The organism is Arthrobacter sp. SPG23 (assembly GCF_000876655.1).
Lineage (GTDB): Bacteria > Actinomycetota > Actinomycetes > Actinomycetales > Micrococcaceae > Arthrobacter.
The window spans coordinates 213,501-230,804 of record NZ_JYCN01000022.1; the positions used below are offsets into that span (position 1 = coordinate 213,501).

General features: G+C 62.4%; 18 protein-coding genes and 1 pseudogene. 17 read left to right on the top strand and 2 right to left on the bottom strand.

The window, feature by feature from the left end; genetic code table 11:
- Window positions 1–52 precede the first annotated feature (52 nt).
- The 17 genes and pseudogenes from TV39_RS15130 to TV39_RS15210 all read left to right on the top strand — a co-directional run bounded on the left by TV39_RS15130 (window position 53) and on the right by TV39_RS15210 (window position 15,351).
- Complete coding sequence (locus tag TV39_RS15130) at window positions 53–247, top strand: Flp family type IVb pilin (protein WP_043482967.1); 195 nt, start codon at window positions 53–55, stop codon at window positions 245–247.
- Window positions 248–373: 126 nt separating this feature from the next.
- Window positions 374–781 carry a TadE/TadG family type IV pilus assembly protein gene (locus TV39_RS15135; protein ID WP_043482968.1) on the top strand — a complete coding sequence of 136 codons (408 nt, stop codon included), beginning with the start codon at window positions 374–376 and terminating at the stop codon, window positions 779–781.
- On the top strand, window positions 769–1,827 hold the full coding sequence (locus TV39_RS15140) for a Tad domain-containing protein (protein WP_043482969.1): 1,059 nt from the start codon (window positions 769–771) through the stop codon (window positions 1,825–1,827). Before TV39_RS15135 ends, TV39_RS15140 begins: the two co-directional genes overlap by 13 nt.
- Window positions 1,828–1,884: 57 nt before the next feature.
- Window positions 1,885–2,652 (top strand): Flp pilus assembly protein CpaB, encoded by a 768-nt coding sequence (cpaB, locus tag TV39_RS15145; protein ID WP_052500590.1) that lies wholly within the window; start codon window positions 1,885–1,887, stop codon window positions 2,650–2,652.
- A complete protein-coding gene (locus TV39_RS15150; RefSeq protein ID WP_043482970.1) occupies window positions 2,652–3,851 on the top strand; it encodes an AAA family ATPase in 1,200 nt (399 codons plus the stop codon). Before cpaB (TV39_RS15145) ends, TV39_RS15150 begins: the two co-directional genes overlap by 1 nt.
- On the top strand, window positions 3,800–5,335 hold the full coding sequence (locus TV39_RS15155; RefSeq protein WP_442853504.1) for a CpaF family protein: 1,536 nt from the start codon (window positions 3,800–3,802) through the stop codon (window positions 5,333–5,335). The genes TV39_RS15150 and TV39_RS15155 overlap by 52 nt, the downstream gene beginning before the upstream one ends.
- Window positions 5,336–5,338: 3 nt before the next feature.
- Complete coding sequence (locus tag TV39_RS15160) at window positions 5,339–6,280, top strand: type II secretion system F family protein (RefSeq protein WP_043482972.1); 942 nt, start codon at window positions 5,339–5,341, stop codon at window positions 6,278–6,280.
- Between the two features lie 11 nt (window positions 6,281–6,291).
- Window positions 6,292–7,170, top strand: a complete 879-nt coding sequence (locus TV39_RS15165) for a type II secretion system F family protein (protein ID WP_043482974.1) — start codon at window positions 6,292–6,294, stop codon at window positions 7,168–7,170.
- Window positions 7,171–7,570: 400 nt separating this feature from the next.
- Window positions 7,571–7,804, top strand: a complete 234-nt coding sequence (locus TV39_RS15170; protein WP_043482976.1) for a Flp family type IVb pilin — start codon at window positions 7,571–7,573, stop codon at window positions 7,802–7,804.
- Between the two features lie 120 nt (window positions 7,805–7,924).
- Window positions 7,925–8,313, top strand: a pseudogene (locus TV39_RS22860) (TadE/TadG family type IV pilus assembly protein).
- Window positions 8,301–9,320, top strand: a complete 1,020-nt coding sequence (locus TV39_RS15180) for a pilus assembly protein TadG-related protein (protein ID WP_043482977.1) — start codon at window positions 8,301–8,303, stop codon at window positions 9,318–9,320. Before TV39_RS22860 ends, TV39_RS15180 begins: the two are co-directional and overlap by 13 nt.
- A gap of 41 nt (window positions 9,321–9,361) precedes the next feature.
- Window positions 9,362–10,138, top strand: coding sequence for a Flp pilus assembly protein CpaB (gene cpaB, locus TV39_RS15185; protein WP_043482979.1), 777 nt, complete (start codon window positions 9,362–9,364; stop codon window positions 10,136–10,138).
- Complete coding sequence (locus tag TV39_RS15190) at window positions 10,135–11,331, top strand: AAA family ATPase (RefSeq protein ID WP_043482982.1); 1,197 nt, start codon at window positions 10,135–10,137, stop codon at window positions 11,329–11,331. The genes cpaB (TV39_RS15185) and TV39_RS15190 overlap by 4 nt, the downstream gene beginning before the upstream one ends.
- On the top strand, window positions 11,332–12,948 hold the full coding sequence (locus TV39_RS15195; protein WP_082049763.1) for a CpaF family protein: 1,617 nt from the start codon (window positions 11,332–11,334) through the stop codon (window positions 12,946–12,948). It begins immediately after the preceding gene.
- Window positions 12,949–12,958: 10 nt separating this feature from the next.
- On the top strand, window positions 12,959–13,891 hold the full coding sequence (locus tag TV39_RS15200) for a type II secretion system F family protein (RefSeq protein WP_043483214.1): 933 nt from the start codon (window positions 12,959–12,961) through the stop codon (window positions 13,889–13,891).
- Between the two features lie 8 nt (window positions 13,892–13,899).
- Window positions 13,900–14,784, top strand: a complete 885-nt coding sequence (locus tag TV39_RS15205) for a type II secretion system F family protein (RefSeq protein ID WP_043482984.1) — start codon at window positions 13,900–13,902, stop codon at window positions 14,782–14,784.
- A gap of 108 nt (window positions 14,785–14,892) precedes the next feature.
- Window positions 14,893–15,351, top strand: coding sequence for an Hpt domain-containing protein (locus tag TV39_RS15210; RefSeq protein ID WP_043482985.1), 459 nt, complete (start codon window positions 14,893–14,895; stop codon window positions 15,349–15,351).
- 52 nt (window positions 15,352–15,403) lie between these two features.
- On the opposite strand, the gene TV39_RS15215 is transcribed toward TV39_RS15210, so the two are convergent.
- Both TV39_RS15215 and truA read right to left on the bottom strand, forming a co-directional pair.
- Window positions 15,404–16,174, bottom strand: coding sequence for a response regulator transcription factor (locus TV39_RS15215; protein WP_043482988.1), 771 nt, complete (start codon window positions 16,172–16,174; stop codon window positions 15,404–15,406).
- Window positions 16,175–16,385: 211 nt separating this feature from the next.
- Window positions 16,386–17,276, bottom strand: coding sequence for a tRNA pseudouridine(38-40) synthase TruA (truA, locus tag TV39_RS15220; RefSeq protein ID WP_200891030.1), 891 nt, complete (start codon window positions 17,274–17,276; stop codon window positions 16,386–16,388).
- Between the last annotated feature and the right edge of the window lie 28 nt (window positions 17,277–17,304).

Here is a 17,304-nt window from a genome sequence, read left to right on the forward strand (position 1 = left end):
GGGGAGCGGGGAACTCGAAACCAATTCAACACTCACAAAAGGAACACGAAAAATGAACTCAGTAATGGTCTCCCTCGTCGCTTTTGTCGCCGGCGTCAAGAACCGCCTCGCAGGTGAAGAGAAGGGCGCAACGATGGTGGAGTACGGCCTCATGGTTGCGCTCATCGCCATCATCGTCGCAGTCGGCGCCGGGCTTCTGGGCATCGGCATCGACACTCTGTTCGATAACACCACCGCCAAGCTCTAATTCGCACGTCTGGCTTTGGCTCTGGTGGCGGTCGATTGACCGGCACCAGAGCCAATTCAGCTCTTATTGGAAGAACCCTCAGCGGAGCAGGATCCCGGTGGGGAAACGAAGTCCCGGGAGACGGTCTTGAAACCGAAACAGAAAGAGCGCGGCGCAGTAGCCGTTGAGATGGCAATAGTCCTCCCTCTACTGCTTTTGATTCTCGTTGGAACCATGGAATTTGGACGGGTGTTCAACGTCCAGAACTCCCTGACCCAGGCTGCCCGCGAAGGCGCCCGGTATGCAGCCATCAAGTACAACAAGCCAGGGCTGAATGTAGCTGGCACGGCGTTGGCAGCCGCACCATCCCTCGACGGGTTGGGTATGACCGTCACCGACAATGCCAGCAGTTGCGGCGCCGACAAGGATGTCAAGGTGACCACCAGCGTCACTTTGACATCCTTGTCCGGCTTCCTGGATGCCGGCTGGTTCGGCTCGCCTGGTCCCTTTCCCATGACACTGAAGGGCGTAGGTGTGATGAGATGCGGCGGCTAACAGGACGTTTGAGGGGCGGATCTGCGATTACCCGAAAAAACGCTGAAGGCGAACGTGGTGCCGCCGCTGTCATCGTGGCATTCACGATGGTTGTGCTTCTCGGCTTTACAGCGTTGGCGGTCGATGTGGGAGCGGTGTATGCAGAGAAGGCACAACTTCAGAACGGTGCCGATGCCACGGCATTGGCCATCGCCAACGACTGCGCCAAGGGGCTCAATTGCCCAACTGCGATGGGAGCCGCAGGCAACCGATTGGCTGATGTCAACGCCAACGACTCTTCCAGCGGGGTGTTCTCGGTGACGCAGCCCAACGCCACGACAGTCCGCGTTGAAACCAATGCCCAGGCTGCGGGATCCACGGATGACAGCTTTGGGTTGTTCTTCGCCAGGGTTCTCGGCAATGAATCCGCCGTCATCCACGCTGTTGCCCAGGCGTCGTGGGGCGCTCCTTCCGAGGCGACCACTTTGCCGTGGACCATCAGCCAGTGCGTTTTCAAAAAGTACCTCACACCTAGCCAGCTGGCTGAGCTGAGTTCAACCGGCACTTTCACCGGCGACCCTATCCCGACCCATATTCTCCTCCGTTACGACGAAAACACCCCGGATTATCCAGGATGCGCCCCGCAAAACGGCTATGCCGAGGGTGGCTTCGGTTGGCTGGACAGGGATACCGGATGCTCGGCGGACATCAATATCGCCGAATCGGAGGTTGGCAACGACCCCGGCAATGACTTCCCGAGCGAATGCACGGGGATCATCTCCAGCCTCATGAAAGACCCCGTCCTCATTCCGATCTTCAGCACAGCGACCGGTACTGGGCAACACGCTACCTATGGTTTGGTCGGATTCATCGCATTTCAGATCACAGGTTACAAATTTGGCGGCACCCCAGCACTCACGAACCTGGATCCCGCAGCCCCCTCGTGCACCGGCAACTGCCGCGGCATCCAGGGCTATTTCACCCGCTACGTTTCCCTCGCAGAGGGCCTGTCAACGAGCGGTGGAACCCCCAATTACGGAGCAACTTCAGTCTGGCTCTCCGATTAGCCGCTGAGCACCGTATGCGAACCCGTCTCACCAAGAAATCGACAAGGAGCTAGTGAAGTGAAATCACGCCTACTGGGAGGCATCGCAGCACTGCTGTTGGCAATCACCGGAACCGTACTACTGGTTGTATACGTTCAGGGAGCCGACGACAGGGCCGCGCAAGGTCTCGAACCCGTAAATGTATTGGTTGTCAAAGAGTCCATTCCCGCCGGCACCAAAGCGGAGGATTTGAACAATAAAGTCCAGCTGGAGGCAATCCCCCAGGCCGCCGTACCGGACGGTGCCATCGAAAGCCTGAGCGATTACAAGGGGAAGATCACGTCAGTGGGTCTCGAGCCCGGTGAGCAGCTCCTCAAGGCCAGGCTCGTGGACCCTCGCGATCTACTGCCCGGTACGGTACCGGTACCTGACGGCCTGGAAGAAGTTACCATCCTCCTCGCACCCGAACGGATCCTTGGCGGTCGGGTCGAAGCGGGCGACAAGGTGACCGTCTACACCTCTTTCAAGTCCGAGGAAGAGATGCCGGCCGGCGCTAACGTTCCGGCTGAGGTCAAGGGGTGGAAGCAGTCCACCGGCCTGCTGTTCCACGACGTTCTGGTAACCGCCGTTCAGAAAGCTGCACCCCAGACGGAAAAGAACTCCGGTTCCACCGAGAAGGGCATCGAAATGCCCAACGGATCTGCCTTTATCACCGTTGCCAGGAGCGACGCTGATGCTGCCAAGCTGGTCTATGGAGCCGAGTTCGGCACTATCTGGCTCGCCAAGCAGGCAGACACGTCCACCAAGAGCGATCCGCCCGTGACAACTTTCGGAGGGCTGTACTGATGAGCCGGTTCGTCGCCATCACTGCGGTTCGCGACTTTGAGGGACGCGTCCGCCAGGCCATCACGGGCGCATTGCACGGCGAAATGCAGACCCTCTCGCCGGACGTCCTGTCCGGCGGCCCGGACGATGTGTTCAAGCAGCTCAACGGCGCACCTCCGGAAGTACTCATTCTCGGGCCGGGTGTGGCTCCGGATGATGCACTGAAGCTGGCTACAGTGTTCGATCTCCAATACCCCGAAGTCAGTCTGCTCATGATCGCTGAACCCACACCGGACCTGGTACTCAGGGCAATGCATTCCGGGATCCGAGACGTCGTCACGCCGGAAATCGTGGTCAACGATCTACGCGTACTCCTCGAACGCGCCTGCCTGGCCGCTGCCAGCCGACGACGGGGTATGGCGCCGGCGGCAGAACCAGGTCAGGAACGTGGCCGGGTGATAGCTGTCATGTCGCCCAAGGGCGGGGTCGGCAAGACTACGGTCGCGACCAATTTGGCCATCGGCTTGGGGAAAGTAGCCCCCATGGGAGTGGTGATTGTCGATTTGGACCTCCAATTCGGCGATGTGGCGTCAGGACTGCTGCTGGAGCCCGAGCACTGCATCACCGAGGCCGTTCACGGCGTGGCATCCCAGGATTCTATGGTCCTCAAGGCATTCCTCACAGTCCACCCCGCCGGTATCTACGCGCTGTGCGCACCGCGCACGCCGGCGGAATCTGACTACATCACCGCCGATCACGTTAGCCGACTGATTAACCAGCTCGCCAGCGAATTCAAATACGTAGTCGTCGACACTGCCCCGGGCTTGGGCGAGCACGTCCTCGCCACACTGGAACAGGCTACGGACGGCGTCTGGGTCTGCGGGATGGACGTTCCCAGCGTCCGCGGCCTGCGCAAGTGCTTCAGTGTCTTGAAGGAGCTGCAACTTTTGCCTCAAGGCAGGCATACCGTCCTCAACTTTGCGGATCGAAAGAGCGGGCTCTCCGTCCAGGACGTCGAGGCCACCATTGGTGTTCCTATTGACGCCGTAGTACCGCGTTCAAAGACACTTCCATTTTCCACAAACCGAGGAGTGCCTGTGCTGCAAAGCACCACGAGGGACTCGGCCTCGAAAGGCCTCACGAAGCTGGTGGACCGCTTCGATCCGCAATGGGTGTCCTCCACCCACAACAAACTTCACCGAAGGGTGGTTGTATCGTGAGACTGTCAGATCGCCTCTCCAGGTCACAGAACGACTTATCTTCCATCGCCTCGGAACCACCTGCCGGCGGCCCCGGGGGGACTCCTCCGATATCGCAGCCGCCAGCAGAATTTCCCACGGCTCCTGCACCTACACCCTCTGCATCACCGTTAGCCTCGCTGAACGTCCATGCGGCACCTCCCGTTGTGGATGCCTTGGCAGGACTCAAGCAGCGGGCGGCCTTAGCTCTCTTCGAGCGGATGGGAACACGCTTTGGCGACTCGTCCTCGTCGTCCGAGGAGGAGCTCCGGGCTTCCGCTGTTGAGGAACTGTCAGCGGTCATCGACGAGGAACAAGTCCCGCTCTCGCCGGAGGAACGCAGACGCCTCATCCGCGAAATTGCGGATGAAGTGATGGGCTTAGGCCCACTTCAGCGGCTGCTCGAAGATCCATCAGTAACTGAGATCATGGTCAATCGCTTCGACCAGATCTACATCGAACGGAACGGACACCTCACGCTGACGGGTTCGCAATTCAGCTCCGACGACCACCTGAGGAAGGTCATCGAACGGATCGTGTCCAAGGTAGGCCGCCGCATCGACGAATCGTCCCCGCTGGTGGATGCACGGTTAGAGGACGGTTCGCGTGTCAACGCGATCATTCCGCCCTTGGCTGTGAACGGACCATCGCTCACCATTCGGAAATTCAGCCACGTGCCGCTGACCGTTCGGAACCTCATTGAGTCGGGATCGATAACCGTCGAGATGGCGGAGCTACTGAGTGCCTGTGTCAGGGCACGATTGAACATCATCGTCTCCGGCGGAACTGGCACCGGAAAGACCACGCTGCTGAACGTTCTCTCCTCGTTCATCCCTGAGGAAGACCGGATCGTAACCATCGAGGATGCTGTGGAACTGCAGCTCCAGCAGGAGCACGTAGTTCGTTTGGAGAGTCGGCCAGCCAACATCGAAGGTAAAGGCGCCGTCGGCATCCGTGAGCTTGTCCGAAATTCCCTTCGTATGCGCCCGGACCGGATCATAGTGGGGGAGGTTCGCAGCGGTGAATCATTGGACATGCTCCAGGCGATGAACACTGGCCATGATGGATCGTTGTCCACAGTGCATGCCAACTCTCCACGCGACGCTGTGGCCCGTCTGGAAACCCTGGTACTGATGGCAGGCATGGATTTGCCCCTTCGTGCCATTCGCGAACAAGTCTCGTCCGCAGTCGATCTCATTATTCAGGTAACGAGGTTGCGTGATGGAAGTCGCCGGGTGACCCATGTGACGGAGGTGCAGGGAATGGAGGGCGACATCGTCACACTTCAGGACGTGTTCCTGTTCGACTACGCCGCGGGGATGGATTCGCAAGGACGCTTCCTCGGCAGGCCGGTGTCGACCGGGATACGCCCGCGGTTCCTGGATCGTTTTTCGGAACTCGGCATCACTGTATCACCGGCAGTCTTTGGGGCCACGATGATGCCGATGCCGGCGGGGAGGCGGTAAGCCATGGAGTCTCCAGCCATCTTCGTTGCGGCCATAGTCCTCTGCTTCGGCGCGATCCTCCTGTTGTTCTTTGTGGTTCTCAAACCCCGGTTCGGCGTCGTTCCGGCAGAACGACGGCGGCCTAATGCCAATCCTGAGCAGTCCTCATTCAGCAGGGTTTCACAGTCAATTGTTGACGGTATGGGCAGTGCCTTGGGAAAGTCCGGAGGTCCGTACAACCGGGAAGTCTTGTACAACGCAGGGGTCAAGATGACTCCAGCAGATTTCACCGTCGTGGTCACTGTCGCGGCCTTTCTAGCTGGTTTGGTGGGAACACTGTTTTCCAATCCAGTGGTCGGAATCCTTCTCGGTGCGGGGACACCGTTCCTCGTCCGCCTGGCCCTCGGGCTCCGCACGGACAAAAGACGCGGCAAGTTTGAGGCTCAGCTCATCGATACTATCCAGATGCTGATTGGGGGTCTGAGGGCCGGCCACAGCGTGATGCGGTCTATTGAGGCGGCCGGTCTCGAATCAGAGGCGCCGACGTCCGAAGAGTTGCGACGCATTGTCAACGAGACCCGCATCGGCAAGGATGCACGACTGGCCTTGGAAGAAACCGCCGACCGGATGGACAGCGAGGACTTCCGTTGGATTGCCCAGGCCATCCAGATTAACCGAGAGGTAGGCGGCGATCTGGCCGAGGTTCTCGAACAGGTGGCTGGCACCATTCGTGAGCGCAGCGAGATTAAGGGCCAGGTTCGTTCGCTGAGCGCAGAGGGCAAAATGTCGGCAATAATTCTGATGGCGATGCCGGTCGCGGTCGCGATCATGCTCACAGTCATCAACCCGGCATACATGCATGTCTTCGTCGAAGGACCGGTCGGCATGGCAATGATGATCGCAAGCCTCGTCATGTTCATCATCGGCGGATTCTGGATGAGCCGCACCGTAAAGATTAAGTTCTAGGGGGAATCGAAATGACTCCAATCGCGTGGCTAATCATTGCAGCGGTAGTGTTGCCGTTGGCTTACTTCACTTGGGTCCTCGTCACCTTGGACCGTCGAGGCGCGCTGGCCGTCCAGACCAATCTTGGGCAGGGTTTTAGCCAAAGCGGATCCGTTTCTAACCAGCGTCCGCCAATGTTGCTGGGGATATCGAAGCGACTGACTCCGGGCAGCTATGAGGCGAAGCTGGACCGCTGGCTGGCCCTAGCTGGGCGCCCCGAATCGATGCCCTTGGACAAACTCATCATCGCGAAGCCCCTCCTGGCGCTGGTTGGGGCTGTCCTCGGTATCCTTGTCTTCCGGAATTCGCCAAGCCTTCAAAATGTCGGTATTGCGATCCTTATCACCGCCCTTGCCTACTTTGTTCCCGACCTTCTCGTCTATAACAGGGGCGTCAAGCGTCAGGAAGCGATAGCGCTCGAACTTCCTAACACCCTCGACCAAATGTTGATCTCTGTTGAAGCGGGTCTTGGTTTCGAAGCCGCGATGGCAAGAGCCGCAGAATACGGTGAGGGACCTCTAGCCCAAGAACTCATGCGGACGCTTCAGGACATGCAGGTTGGGCGTCCCAGGCAGGAGGCGTACAAAGCAATGGCCGACAGGTCGTCAGTGCCCGATCTCCGGAGCTTCGTGCGTGCAGTAGTACAGGCCGACAAATACGGTATCGGCATCGCCAAAGTACTTCGGACTCAAGCCAAACAAGCTCGAGTCAAGCGCCGGCAACGGGCCGAAGAGAAGGCGATGAAGCTGCCTGTCAAGGTCCTCTTTCCGCTAATGCTGTTCATCTTCCCAGTGTTATTCATTGTTCTGCTAGGCCCCGCTGCCATCAACATCATGGACTTGCTGGGCTGATCTGCCCACCATGATGAATAGACCCGGATTCCTCGGCACCCAGAACCGAGGAATCCGTTGCCACCCAGCACCGAGAAGCGGCATCTCGCGCCGGGGAGAAGGCCCTGGGCGCGTGTGAGTGCACGTTCAGGGCCTTCATGGAAAAACCACAAGTGACCGAAGATCGGGACTCCCCCAGCCACATGGCTGAGGGAGTCCTCTTGTGTGCCGTGACTCGCTACGATCACGTTGGCTGCGCATGAAAGGCGCTGGATTTCCCCAGGCAATAGGCGGGCAACGCGCATTTTAGGCAGGTTTGGCGCAGGATGCTCAAAGATCCGTTAGTGAGCGGGGAAGTCCTTGCTATTTTTTTGGCAGCGCTGGTGCAGGACCAGCCACCCGAACTCGCTCAGGAGTCCCCATGCTTTCTCTCTACACCAACCTCGCCATCCGCCTTCGCAACGAGGAGAAGGGGGCCACGGCCGTCGAATACGGCATCATGGTCGCCCTCATTGCCGTCGTCATCATCGTTGCTGTAGGCCTCTTGGGCGGAACGCTGAACGAGACGTTCAGCAACATTCAGTGCCAGGTGTCGGGCCAGGGCGCTTTCGTCCCGGGTGTCGACGGAGCAGACGGCGCTTGCGCCGCCCCGTAACCCACCCGCTCAACCTCCGACGCACCCACGGCACGTCAACCCGAAGTGGCGGCGGCACCCAAGCCGCCGCCACTTTGGCTGTCACCACCACCCCACCGGCCTGAACTGAAAGGCACCCCTATGTCCAGGGCATCCGAGCGCGGAGCCGTTGCGGTCGAGTTTGCGATCCTGGCGCCTGTCCTCGTCATGCTGCTCCTGGGCATCATGGAATTCAGCCGGGCCTACAACACCCAGGCCTCCCTCTCCGCAGCCGCCCGCGAAGGCGTGCGCGTCATGGCCATCTCTAACAAGATCCCTGATGCCAACAAGGCGGCGAGAGATACCGCGGTATCCCTTCAGCCCGGCTGAAGGACACGAACATCGTCTTCAAGAACCTCGATACCGGCACCACCAGCTGCGCACCGGGTAACCGCATGACCATCACCATCAGCTACACCCTCTCCACCATGACCGGCATCGCCGGCCCGTTCCCCATGACCGGCAAGGGAGCCATGCTGTGCGGCGGCTGACAAAGCACGACGGCGAACGCGGCGCCGTGAGCGTCCTGGTCGCCCTCTTGCTGGTGGTGCTCCTGGGCTTCGGAGCGATCGCTGTGGACGTCGGAATGCTGTACGCCGAGCGGACCCAGCTGCGCAACGGAGCCGACGCAGCTGCCCTCGCCATAGCCCAGAAATGCGCGAAGAGCGCTAATGATCCCGACTGCTCCGACACGTCAACCCTGGCAGCCACCCTCACCAACAGCAACGCCAACGACGGCCGCAGCAACATCAAATCCACCTCGCTGGACAAGGCCGCCCGCACCGTCACCGTCACCGCCGGCGCACAGGAGAAGGGCAGGACTCCCAACGAAGTCTCGCTGTTCTTCGCCCGTGTGCTGGGCATGAACTCAGCCGAAGTCAACGCCCCTTCAACCGTGGTGTGGGGCAGCCCCGAAAAGGGGACCACTCCCTTTCCGATCACCGTGTCTATCTGCCAGGTCCGCAACAGCACGAACATCATGCAGCTTCTCCAGTTGCATGGAAAAAACGCCAACGTCGACTGCAATTACGGGCCATCGGGTGCATTCGTGGAGGGCGGCTTCGGGGGCCTTAAGCAGGATCCCGGCCAGTGCGGCGCCTTCATCGACGTCGCAAAGAGCACCGCCGGCGGAGACACCGGCAACAATGCGCCGCCAAATTGCGAGGCCACGCTGAACGGCTGGGCGGCGGACATGAACGCCGGCAAGGACGTCTTCGTTTTGCTTCCGATCTTCAATTCAGTGACCGGAACCGGAACCAACGCTATCTACGGACTGACCACGTTCGCCGCGTTCAAGGTGGCCGGGTGGAAGGTCGGCAGCTCGGGGCTTCCTTACACCTTCCGCAACCGGACTCCGGACGTCCCGGCCAGCCTTGAGTGCAAGGAACCTTGCCGCGGAATCATCGGAACCTTCGTTGAGTACGTGTCCTTGGCCAATGGCTACACGCTGGGCCCCATAAACCCGGACGGCGCAACCGTCGTTGCGCTCAGCAAGTAGCTCATGAACCCCCACAATTCCCGCAAGCACAGGAGCAGTCAGTGAAGTCACGTTTGTTGGCAGGGGTGGTGGCAGTCCTCCTGGCCATCGTCGGGGCGGTCCTCGTCGTCACGTACGCCCAGGGCGCGGACCAGCGCGCCGTCAAGGACCTGGACCCGGTGGGCGTACTCGTGGTCACCAAAGCCGTCCCCGCCGGTGCAACCGTAGACACCGTTAAGGCATCGGTGGCACTGGAACAGGTGCCGGGCACCGCCGTCGCAAAATCCGCGCTGGACACCCTCGACGAATCCGCCGGAAAAGTGGCCGCCGCAGACCTCGTCCCGGGCGAACAGTTGCTGGCGGAGAAGCTCGTCGCGCCGGAAGATCTCCAGACGTCGGGTTCGGTCAAGGTGCCGGCCGGCCTCCAGGAAGTATCCTTCCAGCTCGAGCCGCAGCGCGTGGTGGGCGGGCGCCTCCAGCCCGGCGACCACGTGGGCATCTTCATCACCATGCGGTCCGGCGGCATCGAGCCGAAGCCCGAGAACGAAACAACGCAGCTCTCCATCCACAAGGTCCTGGTAACCGCAGTGCAGCGTGCGCCCGAAACCGCTGCCAAGCCGGCCCCCTCGGCGAGCGCCGGTGCCGAACCCAATCCTCGCGACGTGAACCTTCCCACCGGCTCCCTGATGATCACCGTGGCGGTCAACGACATCAACGCAGCTAAGATCGTTTTCGCCTCGGAGATGACCGACTTCTCGTCCATCTGGCTCAGCCGGGAACCGCTCGATGCCGAGGACAACGGACCGCGCGTCATGATCCGGCCGGACGTCTACAAATGAGCCGCTTCGTCCTCATAACCCCCGACGTCGACTTTGACGGCCGCCTCCGCCAGGCCGTTGCCGGCGGCCTCCAAGGAGGCGTGCAGACCTTCTTCACCAGCCTGCTCCCCGCCGATCCCAACGACCTGTTCGCCCACCTGAACCAGGAACGTCCCGAGGTTCTTATCCTGGGGCCGGACGTTCCCGTGGAGGAATCGCTCAGGCTCGCCACGGTGATGAATGTCCGGTTCCCTGAGCTCAGTGTCATCCTCGCCAGCGAACCGGACCCGGACTTCATCCTGCAGGCCATGCGCGCGGGTATCCGGGACATCCTCTCCCCCGGATCCGATGCGGCGCAGATCCGGGTCCTCCTGGAACGCGCCAGCCAGCAGTTCGCCAACCGGCACCGCGTCCAGGCGCCCCCGCCGATGACGGAAACCAACAAGGGCCTGGTCATCGGCGTCTTCTCGCCCAAGGGCGGGGTGGGCAAGACCACCATCGCCACCAACATCGCCATCGGGCTGGGCAAGATCGCCCCGATGAGCGTGGTGATCGTGGACCTGGACCTGCAGTTCGGCGATGTCGCCTCCGGGCTCTACCTCGACCCGCAGCACACCGTGACGGACGCGGTGTCCCCTGCCGCGAGCCAGGACTCCCTGGTCCTCAAGGCCTTCCTGACCGTCCACCCTGGCAGCATCTACGCCCTGTGCGCTCCGCCAACGCCCGTTGATGCGGACGAGATCACTCCGGAACAGGTCAGCCGGCTGCTGGAACAGCTTTCCGAACAGTTCCAGTACGTGGTGGTGGACACCGCTCCCGGCCTTCCGGAAATCGGCCTCGCCGCCATGGAGCAGTGCACGGACGTGGTGTGGGTCAGCGGCATGGACATCCCCAGCGTCCGCGGCCTGCGCTCCGGCCTGGACGTGCTGCGCCAGCTGGAAATCCTCCCGGAAACCCGGCACGTGGTGCTCAACATGGCCGATTCAAAGCTGGGGCTCACCGTACAGGACCTCGAGTCGACCATCGGCGCGCCCGTGGACGTCAGCATTCCGCGGTCCCGCGCCGTGGCCCTGTCCACCAACCGCGGCATTCCCGTCCTTCAGGAGTCAGCCAAGGACCCGGCAACCAAGGGCCTGAACCAGCTCGTCAACCGGTTCAACCCGGCCTGGCGGGCCACATCGCAACGCAAACTGCACCGAAGGGTCGTGGTCTAGATGAAACTTTCAGAGCGCATTAGCGCAGTGCAGGCGAAATCGCAGCCACTGTCGCCTTCACGCACCCAAACCGTTGCCGCGCCGTCGCCGGTTTCCCGGGCGGCTACAGCAACGCTCGAACTGGACCGCCCCGAGCTGCCCGTCCGGCAGCCCGAACCGTGGGCACCGTCAACCCCGGAAAAGCGGACGACGACGGCGGCACCGGCTGCCGCCGTCGTCGTACCGTCAGGGGGGAGCGACCACGCGGACGAGGCAAAACCGAAGGCCCAGCAGCCTGTTGACGCGTTCGCCGCCTTGAAGGAGCGGGCGGCCACGGCGTTGTTCGAACGCCTGGGTGCGCGCTTCAACGACTCGGCCATCACCGAACTGGAGCTCCGGACGTCCGCCCGGGAGGAACTCACCCGCATCATCGATGCCGAGCAGGTGCCGCTCTCATCGGAGGAACGCACGCGCCTGGTCCAGGACGTGGCCGACGACGTGCTGGGCTACGGACCGCTGCAGCGGCTGCTGGACGACCCCGCCGTCACCGAAATCATGGTCAACCGGATGGACCGGATCTATGTGGAGCGCAAGGGCCACCTGACGCTGGCGGATTCCCGGTTCAGCTCGGAAGAACACCTGCGGAAGGTGATCGAGCGCATTGTGTCCAAGGTGGGCCGCCGCATCGACGAGTCCTCTCCCCTGGTGGACGCCCGGCTGGAGGACGGCTCCCGTGTCAACGCGGTGATCCCGCCGCTGGCTGTGGGCGGATCGTCGCTGACCATCCGGAAGTTCAGCAAGGTACCCCTCACTGTCCGCAACCTCATCGACTTTGGCACCCTGACGCCGGAAATGGCGGAGCTCCTGAACGCCTGCGTCAAAGCCAAGCTCAACATCATCGTCTCGGGCGGAACGGGAACCGGGAAGACCACGCTGCTGAATGTCCTCTCCTCCTTCCTGCCCTCTGACGAACGGATCGTCACCATCGAGGACGCCGTGGAGCTGCAGATCCAGCAGGAGCACGTGGTCCGGCTGGAGAGCCGTCCCCCCAACACCGAAGGCAAAGGCGAAGTGACCATCCGTGAACTGCTGCGCAACTCGCTGCGTATGCGCCCCGACCGCATCGTGGTGGGTGAGGTCCGCGGCGGCGAGTCACTGGACATGCTCCAGGCCATGAACACGGGCCATGACGGATCCCTGTCCACCGTTCACTCCAACTCGCCGCGCGACGCCGTGGCACGGCTCGAAACCCTGGTGCTCATGGCCGGGATGGACCTACCGCTGCGGGCCATCCGGGAACAGATAGCTTCGGCAGTAAACCTCATCGTCCAGATATCGCGGCTGCGGGACGGCAGCCGCCGCATCACCCACGTGACCGAGGTGCAGGGCATGGAAGGCGACATCGTCACCCTGCAGGACGCGTTCGTCTTCGACTACTCCGCCGGCGTCGACGCCCAGGGCCGCTTCCTGGGACGTCCTGTGGCCACGGGGATCCGGCCGCGCTTCATCGACCGCTTCGAGGACCTGGGAATCCATGTCTCCCCCGCTGTCTTCGCCACGCCCGGCGGCCCGGCCGGCCATCCCGGTCCCGGCGGCCATCCCGGTCCCGCTGGCCCCGCCGGCCAGGGAATGGCGTAGGGACGCCGGGATGCTCATAATCGTCGGAGCCGCGCTCCTCTTCCTGGCACCGCTTCTTCTGGGTGTGGCAATGCTGATACCCGGTGCTCCGGAGATCGCCCTCAGCCGCCGTCGTCCCTATGACTCCGACCCGCCGTCACGGCTGACGCGCCTGGCAAACATCACTGTCGGAGCCCTGGACCGCTTCCTGGCAGCCAGGAACCTTCGCCTCTACAACCGGGAGTCCTTGGAAACTGCGGGCGTCCGGCTCAGCCAGGCCGAGTTCATCGTTTTGGTCATCGCCGGTGCCATCGTGGGCTCTCTGGTGGGCCTGGTGATCGGCTTGCCTGTGGTCTCGGTCCTCCTTGTCATCCTGGCGCCGTTCGTGGGGCACATGGTGCTGGGCTTCCTCGCCGGCAAGCGGCGTGCCAGGTTCGACCAGCAGCTCGGCGACACCCTCCAGCTCCTCGCCGGCGGCCTGCGGGCCGGGCACAGCATCCTCCGGGCCATCGATGCCGCCGCCGCCGAGTCCCAAAGCCCCACCGCCGAGGAGATGCGCCGGGTGATCACGGAGACCAGCCTGGGCCGCGACCTGCTGGCTTCACTAACGGACACCTCGGAGCGCATGAAGAACGACGACTTCGTCTGGATCGCGCAGGCCATCCAGATCAACCGCGAGGTGGGCGGCAACCTGGCTGAGGTCCTGGACCAGGTCAATGAAACGATCCGTGAGCGGTCCGAAATCAAGGGCCACATCAAGGCGCTGGCGGCGGAGGGCAAATTCTCCGCCTACATCCTGATCGCCATGCCCATCGGCATCGTACTGATGCTCATGGCGGTGAACCCCGGCTACATGGACGCGATGTTCACGCATCCGCTGGGGTGGGCCATGATCGCGGCGTCGGTGGTTTTCATGACCATCGGCAGCCTGTGGATGCGCAAAATCATCGATCTGAAGTTCTGAGGCCCCCGATGAATCCCGTGGTGCTGTCCTCGCTCCTCCTGGTAAGCCTCCCCATCGGCTACCTGGCATGGTCCGTCCTGTCCGTGGACCGCAAGGCCCGGACGGCAACGGTGGCTATCCTGACCCGCGGCAGGAGGGCGTCGGAACTCCCTGAAAAGACACCGGGACGATTCCTCGGCAGGATCGGCTACGGCCTGACCCCCGCCGCTTACGTCCGGAAACTCGACCGGCTGCTCTCCCTGGCCGGCCGGCCTGCAGCGTGGCCGCTGGGTCGCATCCTCGCGGCCAAACCCGTCCTCGGGCTGGTGGGCGCGTCCCTTTTCATCCTCATCAGCATGAGCAGCCCCAAACCGATCATCAAGTTGGCCGGGCTGTTCCTGCTCTTCCTGGGCTACTTCATCCCCGATCTGCTCCTCTACAGCAAGGGCATGGAGCGGCAGAAAGCCATGCAGCTGGAACTCGCCAACACCCTGGACCAGATGCTCATTTCAGTGGAAGCGGGCCTCGGCTTCGAGGGTGCCATGGCCCGTGCCGGGGAAAACGGCAAAGGGCCGCTGGCCGAAGAAATCATCCGCACCCTGCAGGACATGCAGGTGGGACGCAGCCGCCGGGAGTCGTACGTGGCGCTTGCCGAACGCACCAACATCCCGGAGCTGCGCAGCTTCGTCCAGGCGATTGTCCAGGCTGACACCTACGGCATCGCCATCAGCCGGGTCCTCCGGATTCAGGCCAAAGTGATGCGGGTGAAGCGACGGCAGCGTGCTGAGGAAAAGGCCATGAAGCTGCCGGTGATGATCCTCTTCCCTCTCCTGTTCTTCATCTTTCCCGTGCTGTTCATCGCAATTCTCGGCCCGGCCGTCATCAACACGGTTGTCACATTCAGCGGCCAGTAAGGTACGCAGGTGGCCCCTGTCACCCCCTGTAAACCCAAGAGACTCAAGGTTTCCACAAGATCTGCCGAAGTCCAGTGAATTGACAGAATCAGGAAGTAGCGTTGTCATATGTCCAGTTCAGGCAGTTACACCGAAGGCGAGGGTGCGGACCAAATCCCAGCCCTGCCCTCGGCCGCAGCTGCCCCGGGCACTGACGCCGGTGTGGCTTTTGAGGAAATCCCGCTTGTGGACCTCCTGGTGCTGCAGGACCTCGAGAGCCAGCTGGCCCAGCCGGCCGTCGCAAGGAAGTTCGCCTTGGACTATATCGAGATCTGGGAACAGCGATTTCTCAACCTGACGAACGCGATCTCCGGCCAGGACCGCACCACTGCCCTGGACGCCGCCATCAGCCTGAAGATCGGCTCGGCGATGGTAGGCGGCCTGCGCCTCGCCCGCCTGGCGGAAGACATCGAGAGCATGATCCGTTCGGGCTGCTGGGACAAAGGCCAGTCAATGCTGGCATGCGTCTCCGACCTTGGCCACGAAACGGTTGCCCAGCTCCGCCTCAGCTACCTGCCGGCGGGCTAAGCCACCGGCGGCCCGCCCGGCGACGCCGCGTGCAACGCTGCGAGCGGTCCCCCTAGAGCTTGCCGGCACCGAGCCGGTACCCGACTCCCCGGACCGTCTGCAGCAACTGCGGTGAGTGCGTGTCCTCGTGCAGCTTCTTCCGGAGGTTCCCGATGTGCACTTCCACGGCACGCTCGTCAGCCTCGCTGATATACGTGTTGTCCTGGTAGTAGTCCCCCCGCACCACCTTCACCAGGTCCGCCCGGGTGCACACTGCGCCGCCGGCCCGGAGGAGTTCCTCCAGCAGGACAAACTCGCTGCGGGTCAGCTCCAGTTCCTTGCCCGCCAGTTCGGCGGATCTGGTCCGCGGGCTGAGCCTCAGGTCCCTGTGCTCCAGAACGTCCCGGGATCCTGCTCCCGTGTCTGCAGGCGGTACAGGCTTCGCGGCCGGCGCCTGCCTCGGGGCGTCGCCGTGCCGGGGGCGCCGCATCATGGCCGCCACCCTGGCCCGGAGCTCCAGCGGACGGAACGGCTTGGTGATGTAATCGTCCGCGCCTGAGTGCAGTGCGGTCAGCATGTCGGGCTCCTCGGTCCGCCCGGTCAGCATCACCACGTAGGCATCGCTGAACTGCCTAATGCGTCGCAGCACCTCGTAACCGTCTATGTCCGGCAGACCAACATCCAAAGTGACAACATTCGCCCGCTGTTGCCGGACCAATTCCACGCCTTCGCGGCCGTCTGAGGCGCTATGCACCTCAAAACCCGCCTGAATGAAGACCGATTCCAACAAGTTACGTATGTCCTTGTCATCCTCGACAACCACAGCTACTCCCAGATCGCTCATGGCCAAACCCCATACATCCCCAGAGACCCCATGCAGGCATCTGCCCATCGCACATGCCTGTTACACCCCCCGAGGGACTACGCTACAAGAAATCTCGCTTTTAGTGGGCTGTTTTTGCGGGGTAAATTCCTAAATGTCAATTGGCGTGACTTTCCCGTTAACTTTGTCTGCCAGGAATGGGCCGGGCGCTTTATGCGCAGCCCATTGGTAGCTATTTACGGAGCGCCCTGGTCAGTTCAGCCCGGGCCAGCAATTCGCTGTCCGAGGGGTACGCAACTTCCTCGAGCACCAACGGATGCGGAGCGGACAGCACCGATTTCGCGTCGCGCTTCTGCTGGAGCAGCCGCTCGTATAACCACCCGGGTTTCTCCGCCCCGGAACCGACATAAAGGGCAGAGCCCACCAGCGCCCGCACCATGTTGTGGCAGAACGCGTCAGCCTGCACGGTGGCGACTATGACCCCGTCGCTCCCCCGAGCGAACTCAAACCTTTGCAGCTCCCGGATGGTGGTGGAGCCTTCCCGGGGTTTGCAGTAGGAACGGAAGTTCTGCAGCCCCAGCAGCTTGGACGCGCCCTCGTTCAACAGCGACACATCGAGCTGCTCCTTGTGCCACAGCGTGGAATACCTGCCCAACGGATCCCACAGCGCCGGACCGTCCGCGATGCGGTAGCTGTACCGGCGCCACAGTGCCGAGAACCGCGCGTCGAAACCCTCCGGAGCCACGGTGACGCTGTGCACTTCGATCGCGCCGGTGAGGTCGCCCAGCCCCCTGCTCAGCGCCCCGCGGAGGCGCCGCAGTAGCGCGACGGCGGGATCCAGTTCAGCGCCGCGGTTCAGTCCCTGCCACTCCTCTTCGGTGAGGTCCAGGTGGACCACCTGTCCGCGGGCGTGCACGCCGGCGTCGGTGCGGCCCGCGACAGTCACGCGCACTTTGCGGCGGATCAGGAGTGCAAGAGCGCTCTCCAGGACGCCCTGGACCGTCAGCATGCCGGGCTGAACTGCCCACCCGCTGAAGGGTCCGCCGTCGTACGCCAAATCCAAACGGATACGCAAAAACCCGCCGCCCCCCAAAACGGGGGCAGCGGGTTTCTGGTGGTTCATAGACTTAAGTCTAAGCCAAGGATTTAGC

Bases quoted from the DNA above. Each gene is read 5' to 3' on its own strand.
- TV39_RS15130 (WP_043482967.1), top strand. From the start codon at position 53: ATGAACTCAGTAATGGTCTCCCTCGTCGCTTTTGTCGCCGGCGTCAAG.
- TV39_RS15140 (WP_043482969.1), top strand. From the start codon at position 769: ATGCGGCGGCTAACAGGACGTTTGAGGGGCGGATCTGCGATTACCCGA.
- TV39_RS15150 (WP_043482970.1), top strand. From the start codon at position 2,652: ATGAGCCGGTTCGTCGCCATCACTGCGGTTCGCGACTTTGAGGGACGC.
- TV39_RS15155 (WP_442853504.1), top strand. From the start codon at position 3,800: ATGGGTGTCCTCCACCCACAACAAACTTCACCGAAGGGTGGTTGTATC.
- TV39_RS15160 (WP_043482972.1), top strand. From the start codon at position 5,339: ATGGAGTCTCCAGCCATCTTCGTTGCGGCCATAGTCCTCTGCTTCGGC.
- TV39_RS15165 (WP_043482974.1), top strand. From the start codon at position 6,292: ATGACTCCAATCGCGTGGCTAATCATTGCAGCGGTAGTGTTGCCGTTG.
- TV39_RS15170 (WP_043482976.1), top strand. From the start codon at position 7,571: ATGCTTTCTCTCTACACCAACCTCGCCATCCGCCTTCGCAACGAGGAG.
- TV39_RS15190 (WP_043482982.1), top strand. From the start codon at position 10,135: ATGAGCCGCTTCGTCCTCATAACCCCCGACGTCGACTTTGACGGCCGC.
- TV39_RS15195 (WP_082049763.1), top strand. From the start codon at position 11,332: ATGAAACTTTCAGAGCGCATTAGCGCAGTGCAGGCGAAATCGCAGCCA.
- TV39_RS15200 (WP_043483214.1), top strand. From the start codon at position 12,959: ATGCTCATAATCGTCGGAGCCGCGCTCCTCTTCCTGGCACCGCTTCTT.
- TV39_RS15205 (WP_043482984.1), top strand. From the start codon at position 13,900: ATGAATCCCGTGGTGCTGTCCTCGCTCCTCCTGGTAAGCCTCCCCATC.
- TV39_RS15210 (WP_043482985.1), top strand. From the start codon at position 14,893: ATGTCCAGTTCAGGCAGTTACACCGAAGGCGAGGGTGCGGACCAAATC.
- TV39_RS15215 (WP_043482988.1), bottom strand. From the start codon at position 16,174: ATGAGCGATCTGGGAGTAGCTGTGGTTGTCGAGGATGACAAGGACATA.
- truA (WP_200891030.1), bottom strand. From the start codon at position 17,276: ATGAACCACCAGAAACCCGCTGCCCCCGTTTTGGGGGGCGGCGGGTTT.